Origin of the sequence: Bradyrhizobium sp. BTAi1 (assembly GCF_000015165.1) — a bacterium.
Taxonomy (GTDB): Bacteria; Pseudomonadota; Alphaproteobacteria; order Rhizobiales; family Xanthobacteraceae; genus Bradyrhizobium; species Bradyrhizobium denitrificans.
This window is the reverse complement of the sequence record NC_009485.1, coordinates 7,364,863-7,387,712: the sequence shown is the minus strand read 5'-3', so window position 1 is coordinate 7,387,712 and position 22,850 is coordinate 7,364,863. Positions and strand designations below refer to the sequence as shown.

Sequence of the window (22,850 nt, the reverse complement as noted above, 5' to 3'; positions counted from 1 at the left end):
ATGGATGCGATGAGCCAGCCGCTTCTATCGGTCAGCGATCTCTCGGTCGCCTTCCACCAGCAGGGCCGCGCGACGACCGCCGTCGACCACGTCTCGTTCGACATCAAGCGCGGCGAATGCGTTGCGCTGGTCGGCGAATCCGGTTCGGGCAAATCTGTCAGCGCACTCTCGGTGCTGAAGCTGTTGCCCTATCCGGTCGCCTCGCATCCCTCGGGCAGCATCCGCTTCAAGGGTCGCGATCTGCTGCCTCTCTCCGAAGGCGAGATGCGCGAGATCAGAGGCAGCGACATCTCGATCATCTTCCAGGAGCCGATGACCTCGCTCAATCCGCTGCACACGATCGAGCGGCAGATCAGCGAGATCCTGCAACTGCACCAGCCGATCTCGAACAGTGCGGCGCGCAAGCGCGTGCTCGAACTGCTCACCCAGGTCGGCATCCCTGAGCCGGAGACGCGGCTCGGCAGCTATCCGCATCAGCTCTCCGGCGGCCAGCGCCAGCGCGTCATGATCGCGATGGCGCTCGCCAACGAGCCGGACCTGTTGATTGCCGACGAGCCGACCACCGCGCTCGACGTCACCGTGCAGGCGCAGATCCTGGCGCTGCTCGCCGACATCCGCGCGCGGCTCGGCATGAGCCTGCTCTTCATCACCCATGATCTCGGCATCGTCCGCCGCATCGCCGACCGGGTCTGCGTGATGAATGGCGGCAAGATCGTCGAGCAGGGCCCGGTCGAGCAGGTGTTCACCGCACCCGCGCATCCCTACACCAAGGCGCTGCTCGCGGCCGAGCCGAAGCCGGACCCGGCGCCGCCGCGGCCGAATGAGCCGGTGGTGATGCAGGCGAAAGACCTGAAGGTCTGGTTTCCGATCAAGCGCGGCCTGTTCCGCTCCACCGTCGGCCACATCAAGGCGGTGGACGGTGTCAGCGTCGCCGTGCGCAAGGGCGAGACGCTCGGCGTGGTCGGCGAATCCGGCTCCGGCAAGACCACGCTCGGCCTGGCGCTGCTGCGGCTGATCTCCTCCGACGGCCCGATCGTGTTTCTCGGCAAGGAGATCCAGGGACTGTCCTTCAAGGACGTCCGGCCGTTCCGCCGCGACATGCAGATCGTGTTCCAGGATCCGTTCGGCTCGCTCAGCCCGCGCATGTCGGTCGGCGACATCATCGCCGAGGGCATCAGCGTGCATCAGCCCAGGCTCAGCGAAGAGGAGCGCGAGGCCAAGGTCATCAAGGCGCTGAACGAGGTCGGGCTCGATCCGGCGACGCGCTTCCGCTATCCGCACGAATTCTCCGGCGGCCAGCGCCAGCGCATCTCGGTGGCGCGCGCCGTCGTGCTTGAGCCTTCCTTCGTCGTGCTGGACGAGCCGACCTCGGCGCTCGACATGCTGTTCCAGGCGCAGATGGTCGCGCTGCTGCGCGACCTGCAGCGCAAGCTCGACCTCACCTACATGTTCATCTCGCACGACCTGCGCGTCGTCGCTTCGCTCGCCAGCCACCTGATCGTGATGCGCCACGGCAAGGTGGTCGAGGAGGGCCCGGCCGTCGACCTGTTCAAGGCCCCGAAGACCGACTACACCCGCGCCCTGTTCGCGGCCGCATTCAGGAACGAGACCGCGGCGAACGGCACGGCGGCGAACTGAACCGGCGCGGATGGCAAGCGAGCCGTCGCGGCGCCGGTCGGGTTCGATCAGCGCCGGCCGCCGCCGCCACCGGGCGGACCGCCTGGGGCGCCGCCGAAGCCCGGCCCATCCGTTGGGCCGCCGGGACTGAATCCGCCGGGCGGCGCCATCCCATTGTCCCTGCCGAATCCTGGCGCGCCCGGGCCGCCGGGAGCACCCGGTCCACCCGATCCGCCCGGACCATTCGGTCCGCCCGGAGCATTCGCGCCACCTGGGCCGCCCGGTCCGTGCATGGGTCCCTGGCTGCGCGGCGGGGCGTGCGGACCCTGGACGGACTCGCCGGGGAATCGGCTCACCGCCTGCACGGTCTCGACCCGCAGCCCACCGGCGCCGTCGGGCACGGCGTTGACGACGACGCGTGTCTCCCCAGACGGCTGGAAGCGCGAATTGTCACGCGCGACATAGCCCGAGCCGAATTGCAGCTCGCTGCCGACACGCCGGACATAGCCTTCGACCAGCAGCCGGCTGGCGCGGGCGAAATCCTGGAGATCGTCGGGCCTGATACGTGTGACCTGCAGCACGCCATGCGCCATGCGGCCCTCGGCCTGGATGCGGCGTCCGATCAGGGCCGGATCGACACCGGCGAGGTGGAGCCCGCCGAGGGCGAGCCCGTTGCGATCCCGCACCACCACGCCGCTGACTCGGCTGACCGTGGTCTGGCGCGGATCGACCAGGCTCGCGACGATCACGCCGTCGCTGCGCCGCAGGCCGAACACGGCGACGTGCGTGCCGATCTTCCGCCAGCTCTCCTGGCCCGGAGAGACGACGGTCTGGCCAAGCACGGTGAGCTCGCCGGGCCTGATGGCCTCGATCGGTCCGGTGACCTCGCTGACGATGTCGATGCTTCGTGTGGTCAGCGTGCCCTTGCCGTCGCGCTGCGCCAGCACGCGTGCGAGCTGCCCGATCTTGAGCGCCTTGGCCGAGGCCGCCTCGCCGTCGATCCGCACCGGCACGTCGGCAGCGTAGCTGACGCGTTCGCCATTGACGAAGATGCTGCCGAAGCGCTGGATCACGCCGACGATGCCGGTGCCGCCCATGCCCTGGTCCTGGCCGCCGGTGATGCCGGTGCCGCCGAGACCTTGATCATTGCCCTTGCGCGTCTGTCCCCACGCCAGAGCCGACGATCCGGCGAGCCAGATGCCGGCGAGCAGCGACCTGCGCGACAAACCGGGCGGCCGGCTCATGACGTGCCGCCCTTGCCGGGCGCGTCCGGCGGCTCTTCGAGATAAATGTAGACGCCGAAATTCCAGCGCGCGTCGCCGCCCTTGTCCTTGGCGAGGGCGCGGTTGGCTTCGCGGTTCGCCGTTTTCAGCGCCTCCATCGCCAGCTCGCGCGAGCGCTGCTCGAGTCGCCGCGCGAGCTTCGGCGACAGCCCGTCATAATGCACCGCGCGCTCCATGAAGCGCGGCGCATCGCCCGAGACGTTGGTCGCTGCGGCCGCAATGTGGTCGTGCAGATTGCGGCCGAGATAGTACCATTTGCGGTCGTCGTCGCCGCGCGGCACGAGGCCGGTCTCGGCCAGCACGATGTTGTCCTGCGCATCGATCGTCACGAGCCTGCGATCGAGCCATTCGTCGAGCACCGCGCGCGGCCGCACGTCCTTGGTGATCGCGGCGACCAGCGCCTCGAACGACGGCGCATCGCCGTCGGCCGTGCGCGGCAGCGGCAGCGGCTCGCCCTTGGCATCGGTGAATTCCGGCGCGGCCAGCCAGTGCGCGATGATGGCGCTGGTGCGCGACAAGGTCGCCGGCACCTCGTTCACAGGAGCTCCGGCGCCGCGCAGCCGCGCCACCTCCTTGCGGTGGATGCCCGTGAGCAGGCTGACGCGGCTGTCGGTCTGCGGCTTGCCGTCCAGCGCGAAGTCGTGCTCGGCGACGTTCACGAACAGCTCGCGGAGCAGCTGCGCCAGCGCCGGAAACGTCATGCCACTGCGAATGCACAGGCGCACGAGCGGACGCAGCAGCCGCGCCAGCGGCGCGTGCAGCTGTGTCGCGGCGAGCGGCGAGGGCGCAGCCGGCGGCGATTGTCCGGAACTCGGATCCATCAATCAAGTCTAGCGAGATCACATGTGGGACACAATCCCACCCACATCCATTGACGTGTGAAAAATTCCCACGTAATGCAGGCGGAGTTGAGGCACAGGAGTTCGCAATCATGCCCTGCTCTCAGGTCCGATCCGCTGCAGCCGCCGCCCCCGTCGACGCGTCCCTCCGCTGCAGCCCGGATCCATCTCATCCCCGGCCGCTGCTCGCCGGCGTCCCGGCCATGCTCCTGGTTCTGCCCCGTTGAGCCCCGCGAGCCCGGTCATGGACGCAGCTCCTGCCTCTTCGCGCCGCTTCTCGGTGCTTCACGTCTTCAAGGTCTTCTATCCCGACCTGTTCGGCGGCACGCTCACGGTGATCCGCGACATCTGCGCCGGCCTGGCGCACGCCGTCGCGTCGTCGGTGCTGGTCTGCTCGGACGCGCCGCGGCCCCGCCACGAGATCGTGAACGGCATTCCGGTCGAGCGCGTGCGCTCGCTCGGAAACCTGTTCTCGCTGCCGATTGCGCCGACCTATCCGTTCCGGCTGTGGCGCCGCATTGCCGCGTACGATCTGGTCGCGCTGCATGCGCCGTTTCCGCTGGCCGATCTCGTATTCGCCTGCGGTCTCGGGCGGGCGCGTCCGCTGGTCGTGCACTGGCATGCCGACATCGTGTCGCATGGCCGGCTGCGCTGGCTGGTCGAGCCGCTGATGCGGCGAACGTTGCAGCGCGCGGAGGCGATCATCGTCTCCGATGCCGCGCTCGCGACGCGGACCGCGCTGCTGCGCGACGTCGCCAACAAGTGCCACGTCGTTCCGTTCGGCGTCGATCTTCGGAAATTCGCGGCGCTGGAAAACAGCGAGCGGCCGGGCTCCGCCGGCCGGCGCGTCGTCGCCTGCGGCCGCCTCGTGCCGTACAAGGGCTTCGACGTGCTGATCCGTGCCGCGGCCGACCACGACTTCGAGGTCAGGATCATCGGCGAGGGACGCGAGCGCGCTCATCTGCAGCAGCTGATCGACGGCTTCGGAATCGCGGATCGAGTCCGGCTGCTCGGCTCGCTATGCGATGACGAGATGGTGGCCGAGATCGGCGCCGCCGACGTCTTCGTCATGCCCTCGGTCACCAATGCCGAGACCTTCGGGCTCGTGCAGTTGGAGGCGATGGCGGCCGGCCGTCCGATCGTCAACACCGCGCTCGACACCGGCGTGCCCCGCGTCGCCCGTGATGGCCGCGAGGCCGTCACCGTGCCGCCGAGCGATGCCGTGGCGCTCGCCGGAGCGATCAACGCGCTGCTCGCCGACCCCGCGCGCCGCCGCCGCATGGGGGATGCCGCACGGCAGCGCGCGGCGACGCATTTTGCGACCGCGGCATTCGACCAGGGCATCGAGCGGATCTATCGCCGCGCTGTCGCCGCGCATGCGGCGGCGCATCGCGCATCGGAGCAGGGTGTCGGACTGCTCGATTCGGTTCGGATCGCCGCCGCGCTGGCTTGGTCGGATCTGCGCCATCGCTACGTGCGCTCGCTGCTCGGCCCGTTCTGGATGTCGATCCAGATGGCGATCATGGTGGCGGTGCTCGGCTCGGTGATCAGTCATTTCGGCCCGGCCGGCGGGTTGTCCCGGCTGCCGATGCTGGCGCTCAGCCTCACCGCATGGACGTTCCTGAACGGCGTCGTGCTCGATGCCACCACGGCGCTGCAGGCGTCGGCCAGCCTGATCAAGGACCGCGCCTTGCCGCCGGTCGTGTTCCTGCTGCAATGCTGTTTCCGCCAGGGCCTGTTCGCGCTTCACAACGCCTGTGTGCCGCTGGCGCTGTGGCTCGCGATCGATCCGATGGATGTCGGCGGCGTGTTCGCCGCGTTGCCGGGCGTGCTGCTGTTCATCGCCTTCACCTTCGCGGCGAGCCTCGTGCTCGGCGCCCTGGCCACGCGGTTTCGCGACCTCAAGCCGATCATCGAATCCTGCCTGACGCTCGCCTTCCTGGCCTCGCCCGTCATCTGGTCCCCCGAGATGATCGACCGCGGGTCATTCATCATGCGGGTGAATCCGCTGACGCATCTGTTCGCGATCTGGCGCGAGCCGCTGGCAACCGGGCAGGTCCCGATGTCGAGCGTCCTCTACGTGGTCATGAGCCTGTCGGTGCTCGTGGTCGCGAGTCTCGTGACGTTGAGCCGGCTGCGCAAAGCCGCCTTCTGGATTTGAGCCATGACAAGCATCACCCTCAGCAACGTCTGTCTCGACTACCCGCTCTACGGAGCCTACGACTTCTCGATCAAGCGGCGCCTCATGAACCGCCTGCTCGGAGAGGCCGACGGCGCGCATGCCGTACGGGCGATCGATCAGGTCTCGCTCGACATCCGTTCCGGCGCGCGCATCGGACTGTTCGGTCCGAACGGATCGGGAAAATCGACGCTGCTGCGGCTGATCGCCGGCGTCTATCCGGCGACCAGCGGCCGTATCGAGGTCCGGGGCAGGGTGATGCCGCTGCTCGGTCTCTCCGCGGGGGCCAATCTCGACCTGGTCGCCACCGACAATATCAGCCTGCTGCTGCGGATCGGCGGCCGTCGGCCGACGCCCGCGATCATCGACGACATCTGGGCGTTCACCGAGCTCGAGGACCGCATGCGCCGGCTGCCGCTGCGCACCTTCTCGTCGGGCATGCTGATGCGGGTCCTGTTCGCGACGGCCACGGCGTTCCCCGCCGATATCCTGCTGCTCGACGAATGGCTCAGCGTCGTCGACGAGCGCTTCTCGGCGAAGGCCGAGCGGCGGCTGCTCGGACTGGTGGATGGTGCAGCGATCGTGATGCTGGCATCGCACGATCAGGAGTTGCTGCGCCGCGTCTGCAACAGGATCGTTCCCCTCGATCGCGGCCGCATCGTCGGCGCGGAGGGAGGCGGTCAGACGGATCGATCGGCTCGGAAACTGGAGGAGATCTGCGCATGACCAGCATCCTGATCATCAGCGAGGCGCTGGGCGAGCCAAATCACAAGCGCGGTATCTTCCATTTCACCCGCGAACTGCTGCGATCGCTCGCCGCGGAAGGGCACGAGCTCACTTTGCTGGTCGAGACCACCAGGCGCTATCGCAAGCTGCGCAAGCGCCAGCAGCAGTCGCGGCTGTTCGCCGCCAACTCGCGACTGATCGAGCTGCTGGCGCTCTATCGCTTCCTGGACGAGGCCGACATGAACGCCTCCGCGAGCAGGAGCGGTCTGCGCCAGCGCGTGGACTGGCTGCGGAGCCGTCTCACCGTGTCGGTATCCGCGGAGTACTGCCGCTGCTTCCTCCGGGCGCTGGGATTCTGGTTTCCACGCCACGACGCGTTGGAGAACCGCACGGAAGGCCTCGAATACATTCCGCCCGACCTGCGGCATCTCCGGCTGTTCCGAAAGTTCCTGCTCGAGCCCGGCTTCTACAGCTACCAGGACAGCTCGGCGTTCTTCAGGTTGCCGCCGCCGCGGATCGACGCGCGCGGGTATGACATCGTCCTGATCGACACGCCGACGCGCGTCGCGGTCCGACGCGATGCCGGGACCCGCGTGATCTGCGTGGTCCATGATCTCCTGCCGCTTACGGATCTCAAGCTGAGCGATGCCGCGACGCGGCTGTTCCTGTCGCGGCTGGCCACCAGCATCGCGCAGGCCGACGAGCTGGCTTTCGTGTCCAGCTACAGCCTGGAGCGCTTCCGGGAATTGATGCCGCAGCACGCGCATCTGCCGGCGCGCGTGGTCTATCCGCGAACGCGGTTCGACGAGGCTGCGCCGCCCATCGCGACCGCCGCGGGCGCCGCCCGGCCGAGTTTCGTCGTCATCGTCTCCGCGGAGCCGCGCAAGAATCTCGATGCGCTGATCCGCGCCTTTCGCCGGCTGCCTCAGGCCGATCTCGTCGTCATCGGCTATGCCGGCAAGACGCATCAGGCGCGCAACCTGCCGCCGAACATCCGTTTCGCCGGCTATGTGGAGGAGCAGGACAAGGTCGCGCTGATCGCGGAGGCCCATGGCCTGATCATGCCGAGCTTTGCCGAGGGGTTCGGTGTCCCCATCATCGAGGCGCTCGCCGCGAACACGCCGGTGCTGTGCTCGGACATTGCCGTGTTTCGTGAGGTGGCGGGCGATCTCGCCGAATATTTCGATCCGTTCTCGACCGCCTCGATCTGCGCAGCCGTCGATCGCGCGCTGCACCAGCAGGAGCATTGGCGGCACAAGATTCGCGAGCGGCGCAGCGAGCTCGCCGCCCGGTTCGGCCATCACAGCCAGGCGCGCGACCTGCTCGGCCAGCCCGCGGACGGGGCCAGCGATTGCGCGCACGGCGCAATGGCGGCGACGTCGGCCGGGCATGAACGACTTGCAGCGCAGGAGGCCTGATATGGCACAGGACGCCTGGCCCATGACGCTCGAGACTGGTTCATCGCGGGATGCGCCGCAGGCGCGCTCCGTCGCCACGCCCTGGGTGGAGGCCCCGCTCTATCTCCGGCTTGCCGATACGATGGTGGTGCTGACGGCGGTCGCGCTGCCCTGGTCGACCACGGCGACCGCCTTCTTCATTGTGCTGTGGCTGGTCCTGCTGATCCCGACCATCGACTGGGACGAGCTGGTCCGCAGCCTGGCCACACCCGTCTCGGCCATGCCGCTGGCCTTCTTCGTGCTCGCCGACATCGGCGTCTTGTGGTCCGGCGGACCGTGGGACTCCGGCATCAAGGGTCTCAACCCGGTTTCCAAGCTGCTGCTGATTCCGTTCCTGCTCTATCACTTCCGACGCTCGCCGCGGGCGGCCTGGGTTCTCGCCGGCTTCATCGGTTCGTGCACGCTGCTGATGATCCTGTCGTGGATCGTCGTGGTCGATCCGTCCTGGAAGATCTCCGCGACGGCCTCGAGCGGCGTACCGGTCAAGAACTACATCGACCAGAGCCAGGAATTCGCGTTCTGCGCCTTTGCGCTCGCCCCGTTGCTGCTGCTCGCCTGGACACGACGACAGTTGCTGATGGCCGCGGGCCTGCTCGGGTTGATCGCCGGCTTTCTCGCCAACATGCTGTTCGTCGCGTCTGCGCGAACGGCGCTGATCTATCTGCCGGTGCTGCTCGTGCTGTTCGGCGTCCGCCATCTGAGCCGCCGCGCCATGCTCGGTCTGGTGGCTGTTGCGCTCGCTGCGGGCACCCTGGTGTGGACGACATCGCCCTATCTGCGGCAGCGCGTCGCGGATGTCGCGATCGAGTATCGCGCCTATGATGCCAACGTCCCGGCGTCGACCGCGCAGCGGCTGACCTACTGGCGCAAGTCGCTGAAATTCTTTGCCGACGCGCCGTTGCTCGGACACGGCACCGGCGCGATCCGGCACTTGTTCGAAAGCGACGCCGCCGGGCAGACCGGGCTACGGGCCGAGGTGGTGAACAATCCCCACAATCAGACGCTCAACGTCGCGATCCAATGGGGACTGGCCGGCGTGGCCGTCCTCTACGCGATGTGGGCCGTCCATCTGCGTCTGTTCTGGCGTATGCATCCTGCGGCCTGGATCGGACTTGCGATCGTCGTGCAGAACCTCGTCAGCTCGCTCCTCAACTCGCATCTGTTCGATTTCAACGAGGGCTGGATGTATGTGCTGGGCGTCGGCGTGGCCGGTGGCGTCGTGCTCGGCCGCGCTGACGCGAGCGACCGGTCGGACGCGGTGCCGTCCGATCCCCGCGCCCCCGATGCAGGATCGATCGCCGCGGCCTGAAGCTCCACGAACGGAGGCGCCGGCTGGCACATCAGCGCCATTCCATCGGCGTTTCATCCCGGCGGGCTCTTGGCCCGGTACAAGACGACCCCAGCCCGCGGAGCAGGCAAAGGATGCTGCAAAGGCAGGGCACGGCGAGCAGACCCCAGGACAGCATCCACCAGGCTCCGCCTTCACCGACCAGGGCCGATGTCAACCCTGCCAATGTCGTCAGTGCCAGCAAGGCCGGGATCGTCCAGTTGACGCGGCGGGATGACGCGCCTGTCATCGCGAGGGCTCGGCGGCAAGTGGGGCGGAACCTGCCGCAGCCCGACGTCCGGAGCGTCGCTTGGTGAACCAGAGATACAGGCCACTCAGCAGAATGATGATGGTGACGACGTCGAGCACCGCCCAGATGATCTTCAAGGGCAGGCCGCCATAGTCGCCGAAGTGCAGCGGTTGCGAGACGAAAAGCGCGACCGCATACCAGGGCATCTGCCGAACCGCGACGACCTCGCCACTCGCCGCATCGATGATGGCAGGTTGGAGAATACGGCTCGTAAGCGGCGTATCTCCAGACAAGAACGCGGCGTAGTGGCTCGGTGTCGAAAACGGTGTACCCGGGAAGGCGAGGGTCGTCACCGTCATTCCGGGGGCCGCCGCCCGGACCTTGGCGAGCACGAGATCGACCGGAGCTCTCCGGTCCGTCGGCGCCGCCGCGGCGCGACTCTGCGCTGCCATTTCGGCGAGCTGGCCCGACTGCCACATCAGCTCGATCGGCGCGGCCAAGCTGTTGATCACGCCGGTCAAGGTCACGATGCCGAACCAGGCCAGGGTGATGATGCCGAGCACATTGTGCAGATCCAGCCATCGCACGCGCCGGCCCTGTCGCTGGCGTACGTCGCCGAAGCGCCGGCGCCGCGCGAACGGGCCGTAGAGCGCCAGGCCGGACCCGATCGAGACAGCCAGCAACAGCCCCATCGCCCCCAGAAACAACGTGCCCTTGAGGCCGGCGAACAGGTCGGCGTGAAGGCGCAACATGACATACATGAAGCCCTGGTTGGGCTGGTCGATGCCGAGCGCCGTGCCGGTTCTGACGTCGAACACCTTGTAGAAGAAGGTGTCGGGAGACGACGTCACGCTGGCGGCGATCGGAATCTTCACGATCGGCTTGTTGCGATCATAGAACAGGTACGGCACGATTTCGCCCGGCCGCTCGGCCAGGGCCTGCGCGATCATGGCGTCGACGGACGCCCGAACGCCGCGGTCCGTGCCGGTCTCCAGCGCGGGATTGGGGCCGAGCTCGTCGTGAAAGATCAGAGGCAGGCCGGTGAGGCACAGCAGCAGGGCAAAGATCGTGCAGATCAGGCTGCTCCATGTGTGCGTCCACGACCACCATCGCAGCCGGGCCGCCGTCATCGTGCGAACCGCGCAATTGGAGGATCGACCGCAGCCATCGTGAACGACCTCATCGCGTCACCACCTGTAACGCAGCCCTGCGAGCACGAGCCGCCCGTTTCCGTACTGGCAATAGAAGTTCGAGCTGCAACTCGTGTAGTAGCTCTTGTCGAACAAATTGGTGACGTTGAGCGTGAGCTCCGCGCCCTTCCAGCCGCGCGTCAAATTGACCAGGTCGTAGCGGAGCGCCGCGTCGAACACGACGTATCCCGGGGACACCAGGCTGTTGACGTCGTCGCCGAAGCTCGGGCCGACCGAGCGGACTCCGCCGCCGACGGTCAGGCCGGCGAGACCGCCGGTGAGGAAGCTGTAGTTGGCCCAGAGCGATTCGAAATGCGTCGGCACCGCCTGCGGACGCTTGCCGATCGCCGTGAGATCCGTCGAGCGGGTGATCCTGGTGTCGAGTACGGTCGCGGCCGCGATGATCTCGATATTGGCGTTGACCTTGCCCCGCGCCTCGAATTCGAGGCCGCGCGACCGGATTTCGCCCTGCTGCACGCTGAAGCCGCTGACGGACGACGGTGTCAGCGTGTTCTGCTGGCGAAGATCGAAGGCGGCGGCGGTGAACAGCATGTCGGCGAAAGCCGGCTTGTACTTCAGGCCGCCTTCATACTGCTCGCCGGTGGTTGGAACGAAGGGCAGGCCGTTGCTTCCCACCCCGATCACGGGTTCGAACGAGGTCGAATAGCTCACATAGGGGGCGAGTCCGTTGTCGAACAGATAGAGCAGTCCCGCGCGGTAGGTCTGCTTGTCGCTGTCCTGCGACTGCCTGGTCGCGCTGATCCGGTTGTCCGTCGTCTGCGCCGTCCAGTCGTGGCGGGTTCCGAGGGTCAGGCGGAAGCCGCCGAGCTTCATCTGGTCCTGCACGTAGAGGCCGGTCTGGGACAGGGACTGGTCGTTGTTGATGAAGGGAAACAGCGTTCCGACCGGCTGATAATAGGCCGGGTTGACCACGTCCAGCGAGGTCGCCGCACCAAACTGGTAGATCCACGAGCTGTGCGAATTCTGCTGATCCCAGCCGGCGATCACTGAATGTTCGACACTGGCCGTCCGGAAATCGAAGCGCAGCCGGTTGTCGGCGGTAACGCCGTCGACGCTCTCGATCGAGCGGATGGCGGCCCGGGGGATCGTCCCCGCCGCCGTCAAGCCGGCCGCCATCTGAAGCGATTGGAAGTCGGTGTCGACCTTGGCGTAGCGAAGCGCCGAGTGGACGCTCACGACGTCGTTGAGCCGCCGGTCGAACACATAGCCGATCGCCGACTGCTCGCGCTCGAAGCGGTCAAAGCCGGGATCGCCGATGTTCAGGTTGCGATTGAGATAGGGCCGATACGCTGCCGGTGCGAGCGATTGCGGATAGAGCGAGTTGAAATAGCCGCCTTTCGGGTCGCGCTGATAGAAGCCCGACACGGTCAGCTGCGTGTCGGTGTCGGGGCGCCATGTGATCGCCGGCGCCACGCCGTAGCGTTGCTCCTGCACCCCGTCATACCGCGTATCGGACATCCGGCCGATCGCGCTGATGCTGTAGAGCCATTGATGCGCGGCGTCCAACGCGCCCTGGCTCGTAATGCCGCTCTGGACGCGTCCGTAGCTGCCGCCTTCAATCCGGGCTTCATTGTAGGAGCTGTCGCTCGGCTGCCGGCTGGCGAGGTTGACGAGACCGCCGGGGCTGATCTGTCCGTACAGGACCGCCGAGGGCCCTTTGAGGACCTCGATGCGGTCGAGCAGGAATGCGTCAATCGAGGTCACCGCGAAGGCCTGGCCGCGCGGCAGCTTCAACCCGTCCAGGAAGCTGACGAAATTGGTCGACGTGCCGAAGCCGCCGAAACCGCGGATGAAGACGCTGTCATAGCGGGTGGTCGCGTCGACTTCCGAGAGCACGCCACCCGTGTAGCGCAGCGCATTGCCGACGGTCTGCGGATTCTGCGCGTCGATCTGCCGGCGCGTGACGGTGCTGACGGATTGCGGCGTTTCCAGCACGGGCGTCGAGGTCTTGGTCGCGCTCGATTGCGTATCGGCCAGAAGCCGCTCCCGCGTGTCTTGCGCGCCCGCGAAGGCTGGCCGGGCCGCGCCGGCGGTGGGCGCTGGCATCGTCTCTGTTGCGCGCTGTCGCGCACTGCGCCGCGTCGCGCTCTGCTGGCGCGGCGTATTGACGGGGCGAGCCGATCGCTGGACTTGCGGCGCGTCAACCGTGACCGGAGGCAGCACCGACTCTTGCCCGAATGCCGGCACCTGCAACGCCAGAAATGCAGTAGACCCAAGCAAGAGCCCCAACCCCCGCTTCACATCACGCGAAATCTCGTACATCCCCGTTCCTCGAACCTCGCTTGAAATCCCGCGGCGAAGGATAGTCAAAACGGGACGGAACAGTCCAGTTAAGCGGTTGGCGTTTTCGCTTATTTAGAATTATTAAAACTCAACGGATGATTCCCGGGCGGCGCACGAGATTGAAGGCATGAAGACGGCAGTCACGACAAAGACACGCGCAAAGGGGCGGACAGGCCCCCGGCGCGGCGGACGACCGACCCGGGCTGAGGCGCAGGCGATCGAGGAGCGCATCCTCGCCGTCGCGGCGGAGCTGTTCGCGAGGGACGGCTACGCCGCGACGTCGATGGAGCGTGTTATTTCGGAGTGCGGTGCCGGCAAGGATACGATCTATCGCCGCTACGGCTCGAAACGAGAGATCTTCGATGCCGTGCTCGACCGCAGCCGCAGCCGCATCATGGCGCGCCTCGCCGATCTCGAAGCTGGGCAGTCGAGGCAGAGCAGTCTTGCGCAGCTCAAGGACCTGGCGCGCTACCTGCTCGATATCAACCTCGATCCGGAACTGGTGGCTTTCAAGCGCATCGCTGCGAGCGAAACGCTGATGGTCGAGGGAAGCGATGCCAGCCCTGAGCCCGACGCTATCCTGATGCTGCTGCGGACGGCGGTCTCGAGAGCGCAGGAGGGCCAGCACCTTGTCGCCGGCGACGTCGCCTTCTTGGCGGACTTTCTCGTGAATAGCATCATTGTCGGTCCCACCACCCTGGCAATGTTCGGATACCGGCCTCTGGCGTCCGCGAAGGAGCGCGCAGTGTACTTCGAAAAGGCGTGGAAGCTGTTTCTCGGTGGCGCCGCCCGGGCGCGCTAGATCCAACTTATCCGTGACGGGGGCTGCGGGGCGCGGGGCGTTTCGTTGAGAGGACGGCGAGACGCCGAGTTTCGTTGAGAGGACGGCGAGACGCCGAATTGACCGAGCGTGAGTCGCGGACCGCGACGATAGTCTCGCCGGCTTATTGACGGGCGAGCTGATTTGCCCGACGCGCAGCGTCTGCGAAAATCTGTCCAGCTCCTCCTGAAGAAATATTCCTGTTTCTTATTTTCGGAAATCCTGCATACTCCGCCGCGTCCTGCCCCAAGAGAGGGACGTACGCGTCGTCACGGACGTCGGGTGCGGGATGCGATGGCCGTGGTGATGTCGCAGTGTGCATGCGCACACGGACGAACGACGTCATGCGGACGACGAAGTCGCGTGGTCCTGGCGCCCCGATGCTGGCGTCAAGGCTGTGGGCCTGGATGAGGCCTGCGGCCGACAGGGGCAAGACAGCCGGTCCCTGGGGAGAGCGCGTATAAGTCGTAGCCCATCGCGCGGGGAAGGCCGGATGTTCGGCCCGTACCTGTGGCGACTACGCGTGCTTTCCTGCACGCAACCACGGGCGCGTTCGGCGCCCGGCCTTCCCCGCGCCCTCTCATGTTCGAGGGCGGACGATGCCGCAAAGCTCGGGCCACGAGGCCGCGAGAACGCGGACGTTTGGCTTACGCTGTTGGAGACGTGAACCCGGCAAATGACGTGATGAGAGCCGCTGGCTGCGACGACGTTCGCCGCTGATCAGGCCACGCCGTCGTTGCGAGCGAAGCGACGCAATCCAGGGCTGCGCAAGGACTCTGGATTGCTTCGCTCGCGCTCGCAATGACGGAGGGAGGAGCGTGTGTCTCTCAGGTCATCGGGGCGAGGACGCGTCAGCGCGATGAGATAACCTCAAGCGAGCCGCTTGATCGCGAGCACGTCGCTGCGGCTGGCCTTGATGCGCGCAATCGCTGCACTGATCGGCTCGATCGCCGTCGCCATGTGAAACGCATTGGCGTGCACGAGCGTGTCGGCATCCTTGATAATGGCGACGTGCCCCTTCCAGAAGATGAGATCGCCGCGGCGGAGCGGGTCGCCGGCCGCAAGCGCGCGTCCGAGCGCGGCGAGCTGCAGGTCGCTGTCGCGCGGGCACTCCATGCCCGCAGCATTCAGCGAGAGCTGCACGAGTCCCGAACAGTCGATGCCGAGGCTGGTCTTGCCGCCCCAGAGATAGGGCGTGCCGACGAAGCGCTCGGCAATCGCAACGTAGTCGGGCTCGATATGGTCGAGACCAACTACATGCTGCTTCGGCACGAACCAGCCTTCATGCGTCACGACGAAGCTCGCCTCCTCGCGCGTCACCGCGAGCGTCGATGCCATCGGCAGCGTCTCGACCGGCGGCAGCTTGATCGACGGTCCGGGAAATGCGAAGCTGCGCAGCGCGCTGATCTTGTGGGTCGGTGCGGCAGCGGACGCAGCCAGCGCAGCTTCCGGCAACCAGCCGACATAGTGATCGGCTGCGAGCTGTCCCCAGGCCCAGCCTTCGCCGTTGCGATCGTAGATCGTGACGCGCTCGCCCTTCAGCGCCTGCGTCGCCAACTCGGCGCCCGTGAAGGGCTGCTGTCGCAGCGGCGCGATCGGATCGCCGACGACAAGCGTCTCGCCTTGGACGAAGCGATCAGCGACGACCTGGCCTTCGAGATGCTTGGCGGCGATGTCGCCGCGCGCCGGCGTGAGGCGGGGATCAGCCATAGCGCTCGCTCAGGAGCTTGTAGAGTGCGCGCGCCGCCTGGCACTCGCCGCCTTCGGGCCGTCCTGGCTTGGCCGACGGCGTCCAGGCGAAGATATCGAGATGCAGCCAGCTCCTGGCATGTTCGACGAAGCGCTGCAGGAACAGCGCGCAGGTGATCGAGCCGGCGAAGCCGCCCGACGGCGCGTTGTTGAGGGTCGCAACCTTGGAGTCGAGCCAGCTGTCATAGGGCGCCCACAGTGGCATCCGCCACAGCGGATCGTTCTCGGAAGCCGCGCAGCGCGCGACATCAGCGGCGAGCGTCTCGTCCTGGGTGTAGAACGGCGGCAGATCAGGACCCAGCGCGACGCGCGCGGCCCCGGTCAGCGTGCCCATGTCGATGAGCAGATCCGGCTTGTCCTCGTCGGCGAGCGCCAGCGCATCGGCGAGGATCAGCCGGCCCTCGGCATCGGTGTTGCCGATCTCGACCGTGAGGCCCTTGCGCGAGGGGAAGACGTCGAGCGGGCGGAAGGCGTTGCCGGCGACCGCGTTCTCGACCGTCGGAATCAGCACGCGCAGATGCAGCTTGAGCTTCGCGTCCATCACCATCTGCGCCAGCGCCAGCACATTGGCGGCGCCGCCCATGTCCTTCTTCATCAGCAGCATGCTGCTCGACGGCTTGAGATCGAGCCCGCCGGTGTCGAAGCAGACGCCCTTGCCGACGAGCGTCACCTTGGGATGCGCCGGATCGCCCCAGATCAGCTCGATCAGGCGTGGCGCCCTGGTCGAGGCGCGGCCGACGGCGTGAATGAGCGGAAAATTCTGCTGCAGCAGGTCGTCGCCGATGATGCTGGTGAAACGGGCGCCGAAGCGCTCGGCGACCTGTTTTGCGGCCGCTTCCAGTTCCTCCGGCCCCATGTCGTTGGATGGCGTGTTGACGAGATCGCGCGCCAGGCTCGCGGCATCTGCCAGCCGATCGAGCTCGGCGGCTGCGACGCCGTCGGGCGGCACGAGGCGGACCTCCGGACTCTCCGCCTTGCGATAGCGGCCGAAGCGATAGCTGCCGAGCACGAAAGCGAGCGCGGCCAGCCGCGGATCATGCGGCGCATTGTCGAAGCGGTAGGTGCCCGCGGGCAGCAGGCCGGGCAGGCTGCCGGCCCGGAACGGGTCGCAGTGCTTGGCATCGCTGTCCTCGATGCCGAACAGCACCTGCGCGATACGGCCATCCGCACCAGGGAGGATCAGGCAGCTGCCGGGCTTGGCCGCGTAAGCATTGGCCTCGGCGAAATTACGGGCTTCCGCCGGCAGCGTGTCGCGGAGGGCCGGCCAGCTCGATTTCGTCACGAAGGTGATGGGAATGGCCGATGGGGCGGGGGCGGTCTCGAAGATCGACGGCATGTCTTCCAAGTCCTTGACGGTCGCGCTGCCGGCAGACTTCGCAGAGTTTGACGGCCGCTGCAATCGCACCGGCGGCATCGCCCGGATGTCGACGCAGAGCTGCCATCCGCGCCCGGTTCATGCCATTAACCGGCTGTTAGCGTTAACAGTTTATTGCTGGCGCGTTCATTTCGCTCGTCCCCAAAGTTCAAGTGACATGCGTCAGCAACCTCCCCTCAGCCGGCTCCTTGCGTCGGCCGCACTCCTCGCACTTCTCGCTGCCGGCCTCGGCGGTTGCCAGACCGTGTCCGACGTCACGGGATCGCTGAAAAGCCGTGCCGAGCCGCCGCCACCGGCGACCCCGCAACGGGCGGCCGAGGTGTATGGCGAGCGCTATCGCGCCAACCCGAAGGATGCGGTTGCCGCGGTCGCCTATGGCCAGGCGTTGCGCAACAATGGCCAGCGCGAGCAGGCGGTCGCCGTTCTGGAGCAGGCGACGTTGGCCAATCCCGGCAACAAGACCGTGCTCGCCGCCTATGGCCGGGCGCTCGCCGACAACGGCAATTTCAAACTGGCCTTCGACGTGCTGTCCCGCGCGCACTCGCCCGACAACCCCGATTGGCGGCTGCTGTCGGTGCAGGGCACCGCGCTCGACCAGATGGGCCGTCACGACGAGGCGCGGCGCTATTATGAGAGCGCGCTCAAGATCGTTCCGGGCGAGCCGTCGGTGCTGTCCAATCTCGGCCTGTCCTACATGCTGACGCGGGAGCTGCCAAAGGCGGAGGAAGTGTTGCGTCAGGCCTATGGCTCGCAACAGGCGGATGCGCGGGTGCGCCAGAACCTTGCCCTCGTGGTCGGCCTGCAGGGACGCTTCAGCGAGGCCGAGCAGATCGCGCGTGCCGACCTGCCGCCCGACGAGGCCGCCGCCAACGTCGCCTATCTCAAGGAGATGATCCAGGGGCAGAGCCAAGGCCGTGGCAAGGCCAAGTCGCGGCCCGGCGCGCCGGTCGCGGCGCTCAGCCAGCCTGAGGAGTGATCGACGCCGCGTCCGCGAGCAGGCGACGGCAGGTCTCGACGAACACATCGGCCCCGGTGACGATGTCGGCGTCGGCGGTGTTCTCGGTCCAGTGATGGCTGACGCCGCCGATCGACGGCACGAACAACATGCCGGCCGGCATGATGGTGGCCAGTACCTGCGCGTCGTGGCCGGCGCCACTCGGCATCCGCAGCGACCGGCCGCCGGCGAGATCGCGGCTCGCAGCCTCGATCGTATCCTGGAACGCGGCATCCATCATCGCCGGCGCACCGGTGCGGATGCGCTCGACGGCGATCTGACAGGAGCCTGAAGCGGAGTCCGCATCGGCGAGGGCGTGCAGCAACTGCTCCAGCCGCGCGATGACGGCGGGATCGTCGTCGCGGATCTGGAACAACATCTCGGCCCGCCCCGGAATGATGCTCGGCGCGCCGGGATCGAGGGTGATGCGCCCGGTGGTCCACACCGTGCGCGGGCCGCAGGCGGCCGGAAAGCGGGCGTCGATCGCAACGCAGAACCTGGCCAGAGCCAGGCCGGCGTCCTTGCGCACCGCCATCCGCGTGGTCCCCGCATGGTTCTGCTCGCCCGTAAAAACGATGCGGTATTGCCAGATGCCGACGATCGAGGTGACGATGCCGATCTTGAGCTCGCTGTGTTCGAGCGTGTCGCCCTGCTCGATGTGAGCCTCGAGATAGCCGATGTGGCGGCCGCGCTCGGCCTGCAGGCGCGGCCGGCCGGCAAGGCCCATCTCGGTCAAGGCCTCGCGCATGCTGCGCGGGCTGCTGCGGTCGCGGGCGGCGTCGATGTCGGCCTCGCTGACCTGGCCCACATAGGAGCGGCTGCCGAGGAAGCTGCCGAAATGGCCCTCTTCGTCGCACCAGGAGGCGACTTCCACCGCTCCCGGGATCGACGGATCAGGATTGAGCACGCGTGCGGCCTCGAGCGCGTAGATCACCCCCAGCGGACCATCGAGCCAGCCGGCATGGTTCTGGCTCTCCAGATGCGATCCCGCCAGCAGCTTCGGGCCGGGCTTGGCGCTGGTGCCGAGCACATTGCCGATGCCGTCGATGGTGGGCGTGAGCTGCGCGTCGGGCAGCCGCTCGGCCAGCCAGCTCAAGGATTGACGGTGCGCTTCGGAGAAGGTCGGACGGTGGACGCCGGTCTTGTAGCGTCCGAACGCGCGCAGCGCGTTGAGATCGGCGAGGACGCGGGCGCCATCGGCGCGGCGGAACTGGGGGGACATCAGGCGGAGACCTCGATCATGCTCCGCCTAGCTTCCAGCTGCCGTCGTTGTCCGCAAGCAAAATCTCCGCCCGCTACTGCATCGCGGCGACCTTGATGCCGGTCGGTCCTAGAATGACCACGAACAGCACCGGCAGGAAGAACAGGATCATCGGCACCGTCAGCTTCGGCGGCAGCGCCGCAGCCTTCTTCTCGGCTTCGTTCATGCGCATGTCGCGGTTCTCCTGCGCCATCACCCGCAGCGATTGACCGAGCGGGGTCCCGTAGCGTTCGGATTGCTGGAGCGCGAGGCAGACGGACTTCACGCCCTCGAGGCCGGTGCGGCGCGCGAGGTTCTCATAGGCGACCTTGCGGTCCTGCAGATAAGAGAGCTCGGCGGTGGTCAGCGTGAACTCCTCGGAGAGCGCGATCGACTGGCTGGCGATCTCCATCGACACCTTGCGGAAGGCGGCCTCGATCGACATGCCGGACTCGATGCAGATCAGCAGAAGATCCAGCGCATCGGGGAAGGCACGCTTGATCGACAGTTGGCGCTTTGAGATCGCGTTGCTCAGGAACAGCATCGGCGCCTGCAAGCCGAGATAGGCCATGCCGATGCAGATGCCGATCTTGATCGGCAACGACTTCTGCAGATTGGCGATCACGAAGACATAGAGCACGGAGCCGACGAACAACACCACGGGCGTGACGAGCCGCGCGAACAGGAATGTGATGTAGGGCGCCTGACCGCGATAGCCGGCCATGATCAGCTTCTCGCGCGCCGCCTCCTGCGCCAGCCATTTGGTGAGGTTGAAATCATCCACCACCTTGGCAACCAGCTGCTTCGGGGTCTGGCGCAGCGACACCTTCTCGCCGGCATTCATCCGCTCGCGTTCGCGCTGCTTGATCCGCTCGCGCTCGCTCGCCACCGCCTTCATGCGCTTGTTCAGGTTCTCGCCCGCGAACAGCGGCATGATCAGCGTATAGACGGTTGCGCTCGCCGCGATGGCGGCGAACAGCATCGTCATGAAGTGCGGGTCGTGCAGCTTGGTGACCAGAAAGTCGACCATGGTCCACCTCAGAAATCGAAGTTGATCATCTTCTTCATGACAAAGATGCCCATGGACATCCACACCACGCAGCCGACCAGCATCAGCTGGCCGGTGGGATGGGTCCACAGCAGGGAGATGTAGTCGGGCGTGCTGAGATAGACCAGCAGCATCACGATCGGCGGCAGCGATCCGATGATGCCGGCGGAGGCCTTCGCTTCCATCGACATCGCCTGAATCTTCTCGGCCATCTTCTTGCGGTCGCGCAGCACCTTGGACAGGTTGCCCAGCGCCTCGGACAGGTTGCCGCCCGACTTCTGCTGGATCGCGACGACGATGCCGAAGAAATTGGCTTCCGGCAGCGGCATGCGCTCATAGAGCCGCGCGCAGGCCTCGCCGAGCGGCATGCCGATCGCCTGCGTCTCGATGATGGCGAGGAACTCGCTGCGCAGCGGCTCGGGGGCGTCGGCCGCGACCACCTTGATGGACTCGAACAGCGGCAGGCCGGCCTTGATGCCGCGGACGATGACGTCGACGGCGTCGGGCAGGGCTGCCAGAAACTTCTTTTCGCGGCGCTTTTTCAGGAAGTTCAGGATCCAGCGCGGCAGACCGAAGCCCGCGGCGAAGCCGAGACCCAGGGCGCCGAGCGGGCCGCCGCCGCCGAAGAAGGCAATTGCGGCGGCCATGAAACCGAGCACTCCGGAAATGATCCAGAATTTCTGCACCGTCCAGTCAAGTCCGGCCTGCGAGATCCGCAGGTTCAGCGGCACCTTGCTCTGCTTCTGCGCTTTGGCTTCGAGATCCTTCAGCGAGGACTCGACCTGCTCGCGGCGTGAGCGCTGATTACGTTCCGCTTGGCGAACCACCGGTTCCGATTTGGCGACACTGCTGCGCCGCTGCTCGGCCTTCCGTTCTCCTGACAGCATGGGATAGAGGAACACCCAGGCGATGCCGCCGATCGCGGTGGCGGCGAGAAAGGCCAGGGCGAGAACCTGAAGCTTCATGGGGCCGCTCCCTTAGTCCTTGCTTGCGACTTCGGCGGCGTCGAGCGCCGCCGCCAGCCGCTTCTCTTCGCCATAATAGCGCGCGCGCTCCCAGAAGCGGGGACGGCCGATGCCGGTGGAGCGATGGCGTCCGATGATCTTGCCGTTCGCGTCCTCGCCGATCATGTCGTAGAGGAAGATGTCCTGCGTGATGATGGTGTCGCCTTCCATCCCCATCACCTCGGTGATGTGGGTGATGCGGCGGGAGCCGTCACGGAGGCGCGCCGCCTGGACGATCACGTCGATCGAAGCGCAGATCATCTCGCGAATGGTCCGCGATGGTAGTGAGAAGCCGCCCATCGTGATCATGGATTCGCAGCGCGACAGCGCCTCGCGCGGGTTGTTGGCGTGCAGGGTGCCCATCGAGCCGTCGTGACCGGTGTTCATGGCCTGGAGGAGATCGAACGCTTCCGGGCCGCGGACCTCGCCGACGATGATGCGTTCAGGACGCATACGCAGGCAGTTTCGGACCAGCTCGCGCATCGTGACCTGGCCTTCGCCCTCGATGTTCGGCGGCCGTGTTTCCAGGCGGACCACATGCGGCTGCTGCAGCTGGAGTTCGGCCGCGTCCTCGCAGGTGATGATGCGTTCGTCGTGATCGATGTAGTTTGTGAGGCAGTTCAACAGCGTGGTCTTGCCGGAGCCGGTACCGCCGGAGATCAGCACGTTGCAGCGGACGCGACCGATGATCTGCAGGATCTCCGCGCCTTCCGGCGAGATTGCGCCGAACTTGACCAGCTGATCGAGCGTCAGCTTGTCCTTCTTGAACTTACGAATGGTGAGCGCAGGCCCATCGATCGCCAGCGGCGGCACGATGGCGTTGACGCGGGAGCCGTCGGCGAGACGGGCGTCGCAGATCGGCGAGGATTCGTCGACGCGGCGGCCGACCTGGCTGACGATGCGCTGGCAGATGTTCAGCAGTTGCTGGTTGTCGCGGAAGCGGATGCCGGTGCGCTGGATCTTGCCGGCGACCTCGATGTAGACCGTGCCGGCGCCGTTGACCATGATGTCGGCGATGTCGTCGCGTGACAGCAGCGGCTCGAGCGGACCGTAGCCGAGCACGTCGTTGCAGATGTCGTCGAGCAGTTCTTCCTGCTCCGCGATCGACATCACGATATTCTTGATCGCGATGATCTCGTTGACGATGTCGCGGATTTCCTCGCGCGCCGACTCGCCGTCGAGCTTGGCAAGCTGGGCGAGGTCGATCGCCTCGATCAGCGCGCCGAAGATCGTCGCCTTGACCTGGTAGTAATTGTCCGAACGCCGGGCTTCCACCACGGGGGGCGGGGGCGGAGGCGCCTGCCGGGCCGGAGACAAAGGCGGCGAGGCGACCGTCGGAGCAGCCGCGCGCGGCGCCGCCGGCGCCGGCTCGGGCGCAGGCGCAGCCGGCCTGGGAGCCCTGGTATCGTTGTCCAATCCGCTACGCTTACCAAACACGACCTAGAACT

17 protein-coding genes are annotated in these 22,850 nt (G+C 66.8%); 7 read left to right on the top strand and 10 right to left on the bottom strand.

Going from position 1 to position 22,850, the window contains the following annotated elements; genetic code table 11:
• On the top strand, positions 1–1,638 hold the full coding sequence (locus BBTA_RS33025; protein WP_012046863.1) for an ABC transporter ATP-binding protein: 1,638 nt from the start codon (positions 1–3) through the stop codon (positions 1,636–1,638).
• 47 nt (positions 1,639–1,685) lie between these two features.
• Here the strand turns inward: BBTA_RS33025 and BBTA_RS41010 are convergent, their stop codons facing one another.
• Positions 1,686–2,861, bottom strand: coding sequence for a DUF5666 domain-containing protein (locus BBTA_RS41010; RefSeq protein WP_012046862.1), 1,176 nt, complete (start codon positions 2,859–2,861; stop codon positions 1,686–1,688).
• Complete coding sequence (locus BBTA_RS33015) at positions 2,858–3,721, bottom strand: DUF6502 family protein (protein ID WP_012046861.1); 864 nt, start codon at positions 3,719–3,721, stop codon at positions 2,858–2,860. Before BBTA_RS33015 ends, BBTA_RS41010 begins: the two co-directional genes overlap by 4 nt.
• Before the next feature lie 262 nt (positions 3,722–3,983).
• Between BBTA_RS33015 and BBTA_RS33010 the strand changes: the two genes are divergently transcribed.
• The 4 genes from BBTA_RS33010 to BBTA_RS32995 are packed head-to-tail and all read left to right on the top strand — an operon-like array spanning position 3,984 to position 9,410.
• Positions 3,984–5,900: a glycosyltransferase gene (locus tag BBTA_RS33010; protein WP_012046860.1), complete on the top strand. Its 1,917-nt coding sequence runs from the start codon at positions 3,984–3,986 to the stop codon at positions 5,898–5,900.
• A gap of 3 nt (positions 5,901–5,903) precedes the next feature.
• The gene (locus tag BBTA_RS33005) at positions 5,904–6,644 is read left to right on the top strand and encodes an ABC transporter ATP-binding protein (RefSeq protein ID WP_012046859.1); all 741 of its coding nucleotides are present in this window, start codon (positions 5,904–5,906) and stop codon (positions 6,642–6,644) included.
• Positions 6,641–8,062, top strand: a complete 1,422-nt coding sequence (locus BBTA_RS33000) for a glycosyltransferase family 1 protein (protein ID WP_012046858.1) — start codon at positions 6,641–6,643, stop codon at positions 8,060–8,062. Before BBTA_RS33005 ends, BBTA_RS33000 begins: the two co-directional genes overlap by 4 nt.
• 22 nt (positions 8,063–8,084) lie before the next feature.
• On the top strand, positions 8,085–9,410 hold the full coding sequence (locus BBTA_RS32995; protein WP_244424224.1) for an O-antigen ligase: 1,326 nt from the start codon (positions 8,085–8,087) through the stop codon (positions 9,408–9,410).
• A gap of 264 nt (positions 9,411–9,674) precedes the next feature.
• Here BBTA_RS32995 and BBTA_RS32990 read toward each other — a convergent pair whose 3' ends face one another.
• Positions 9,675–10,808: a PepSY domain-containing protein gene (locus BBTA_RS32990; protein ID WP_012046855.1), complete on the bottom strand. Its 1,134-nt coding sequence runs from the start codon at positions 10,806–10,808 to the stop codon at positions 9,675–9,677.
• 57 nt (positions 10,809–10,865) lie between these two features.
• Positions 10,866–12,935: a TonB-dependent siderophore receptor gene (locus tag BBTA_RS32985; RefSeq protein ID WP_012046854.1), complete on the bottom strand. Its 2,070-nt coding sequence runs from the start codon at positions 12,933–12,935 to the stop codon at positions 10,866–10,868.
• A gap of 364 nt (positions 12,936–13,299) precedes the next feature.
• Between BBTA_RS32985 and BBTA_RS32980 the strand changes: the two genes are divergently transcribed.
• Positions 13,300–13,974: a TetR/AcrR family transcriptional regulator gene (locus BBTA_RS32980; protein ID WP_012046853.1), complete on the top strand. Its 675-nt coding sequence runs from the start codon at positions 13,300–13,302 to the stop codon at positions 13,972–13,974.
• A gap of 888 nt (positions 13,975–14,862) precedes the next feature.
• Here BBTA_RS32980 and BBTA_RS32975 read toward each other — a convergent pair.
• Positions 14,863–15,702, bottom strand: coding sequence for an NlpC/P60 family protein (locus BBTA_RS32975; protein ID WP_012046852.1), 840 nt, complete (start codon positions 15,700–15,702; stop codon positions 14,863–14,865).
• The gene (locus BBTA_RS32970; RefSeq protein WP_041751731.1) at positions 15,695–17,077 is read right to left on the bottom strand and encodes a M17 family metallopeptidase; all 1,383 of its coding nucleotides are present in this window, start codon (positions 17,075–17,077) and stop codon (positions 15,695–15,697) included. Before BBTA_RS32970 ends, BBTA_RS32975 begins: the two co-directional genes overlap by 8 nt.
• Before the next feature lie 196 nt (positions 17,078–17,273).
• Between BBTA_RS32970 and BBTA_RS32965 the strand changes: the two genes are divergently transcribed.
• On the top strand, positions 17,274–18,092 hold the full coding sequence (locus BBTA_RS32965) for a tetratricopeptide repeat protein (RefSeq protein ID WP_041751048.1): 819 nt from the start codon (positions 17,274–17,276) through the stop codon (positions 18,090–18,092).
• Here the strand turns inward: BBTA_RS32965 and BBTA_RS32960 are convergent.
• From BBTA_RS32960 to BBTA_RS32945, 4 genes are all read right to left on the bottom strand, one after another.
• Entirely contained in the window at positions 18,073–19,332 is a 1,260-nt protein-coding gene (locus BBTA_RS32960; protein WP_012046849.1) for a Zn-dependent hydrolase, read from the bottom strand. The two genes, BBTA_RS32965 and BBTA_RS32960, sit on opposite strands and share 20 nt — an antisense overlap.
• A 73-nt stretch (positions 19,333–19,405) precedes the next feature.
• Complete coding sequence (locus tag BBTA_RS32955) at positions 19,406–20,380, bottom strand: type II secretion system F family protein (protein ID WP_012046848.1); 975 nt, start codon at positions 20,378–20,380, stop codon at positions 19,406–19,408.
• An 8-nt stretch (positions 20,381–20,388) separates the two neighbouring features.
• Positions 20,389–21,363: a type II secretion system F family protein gene (locus BBTA_RS32950; protein ID WP_012046847.1), complete on the bottom strand. Its 975-nt coding sequence runs from the start codon at positions 21,361–21,363 to the stop codon at positions 20,389–20,391.
• Between the two features lie 12 nt (positions 21,364–21,375).
• A complete protein-coding gene (locus tag BBTA_RS32945; RefSeq protein ID WP_083780730.1) occupies positions 21,376–22,839 on the bottom strand; it encodes a CpaF family protein in 1,464 nt (487 codons plus the stop codon).
• Positions 22,840–22,850: the final 11 nt, after the last annotated feature.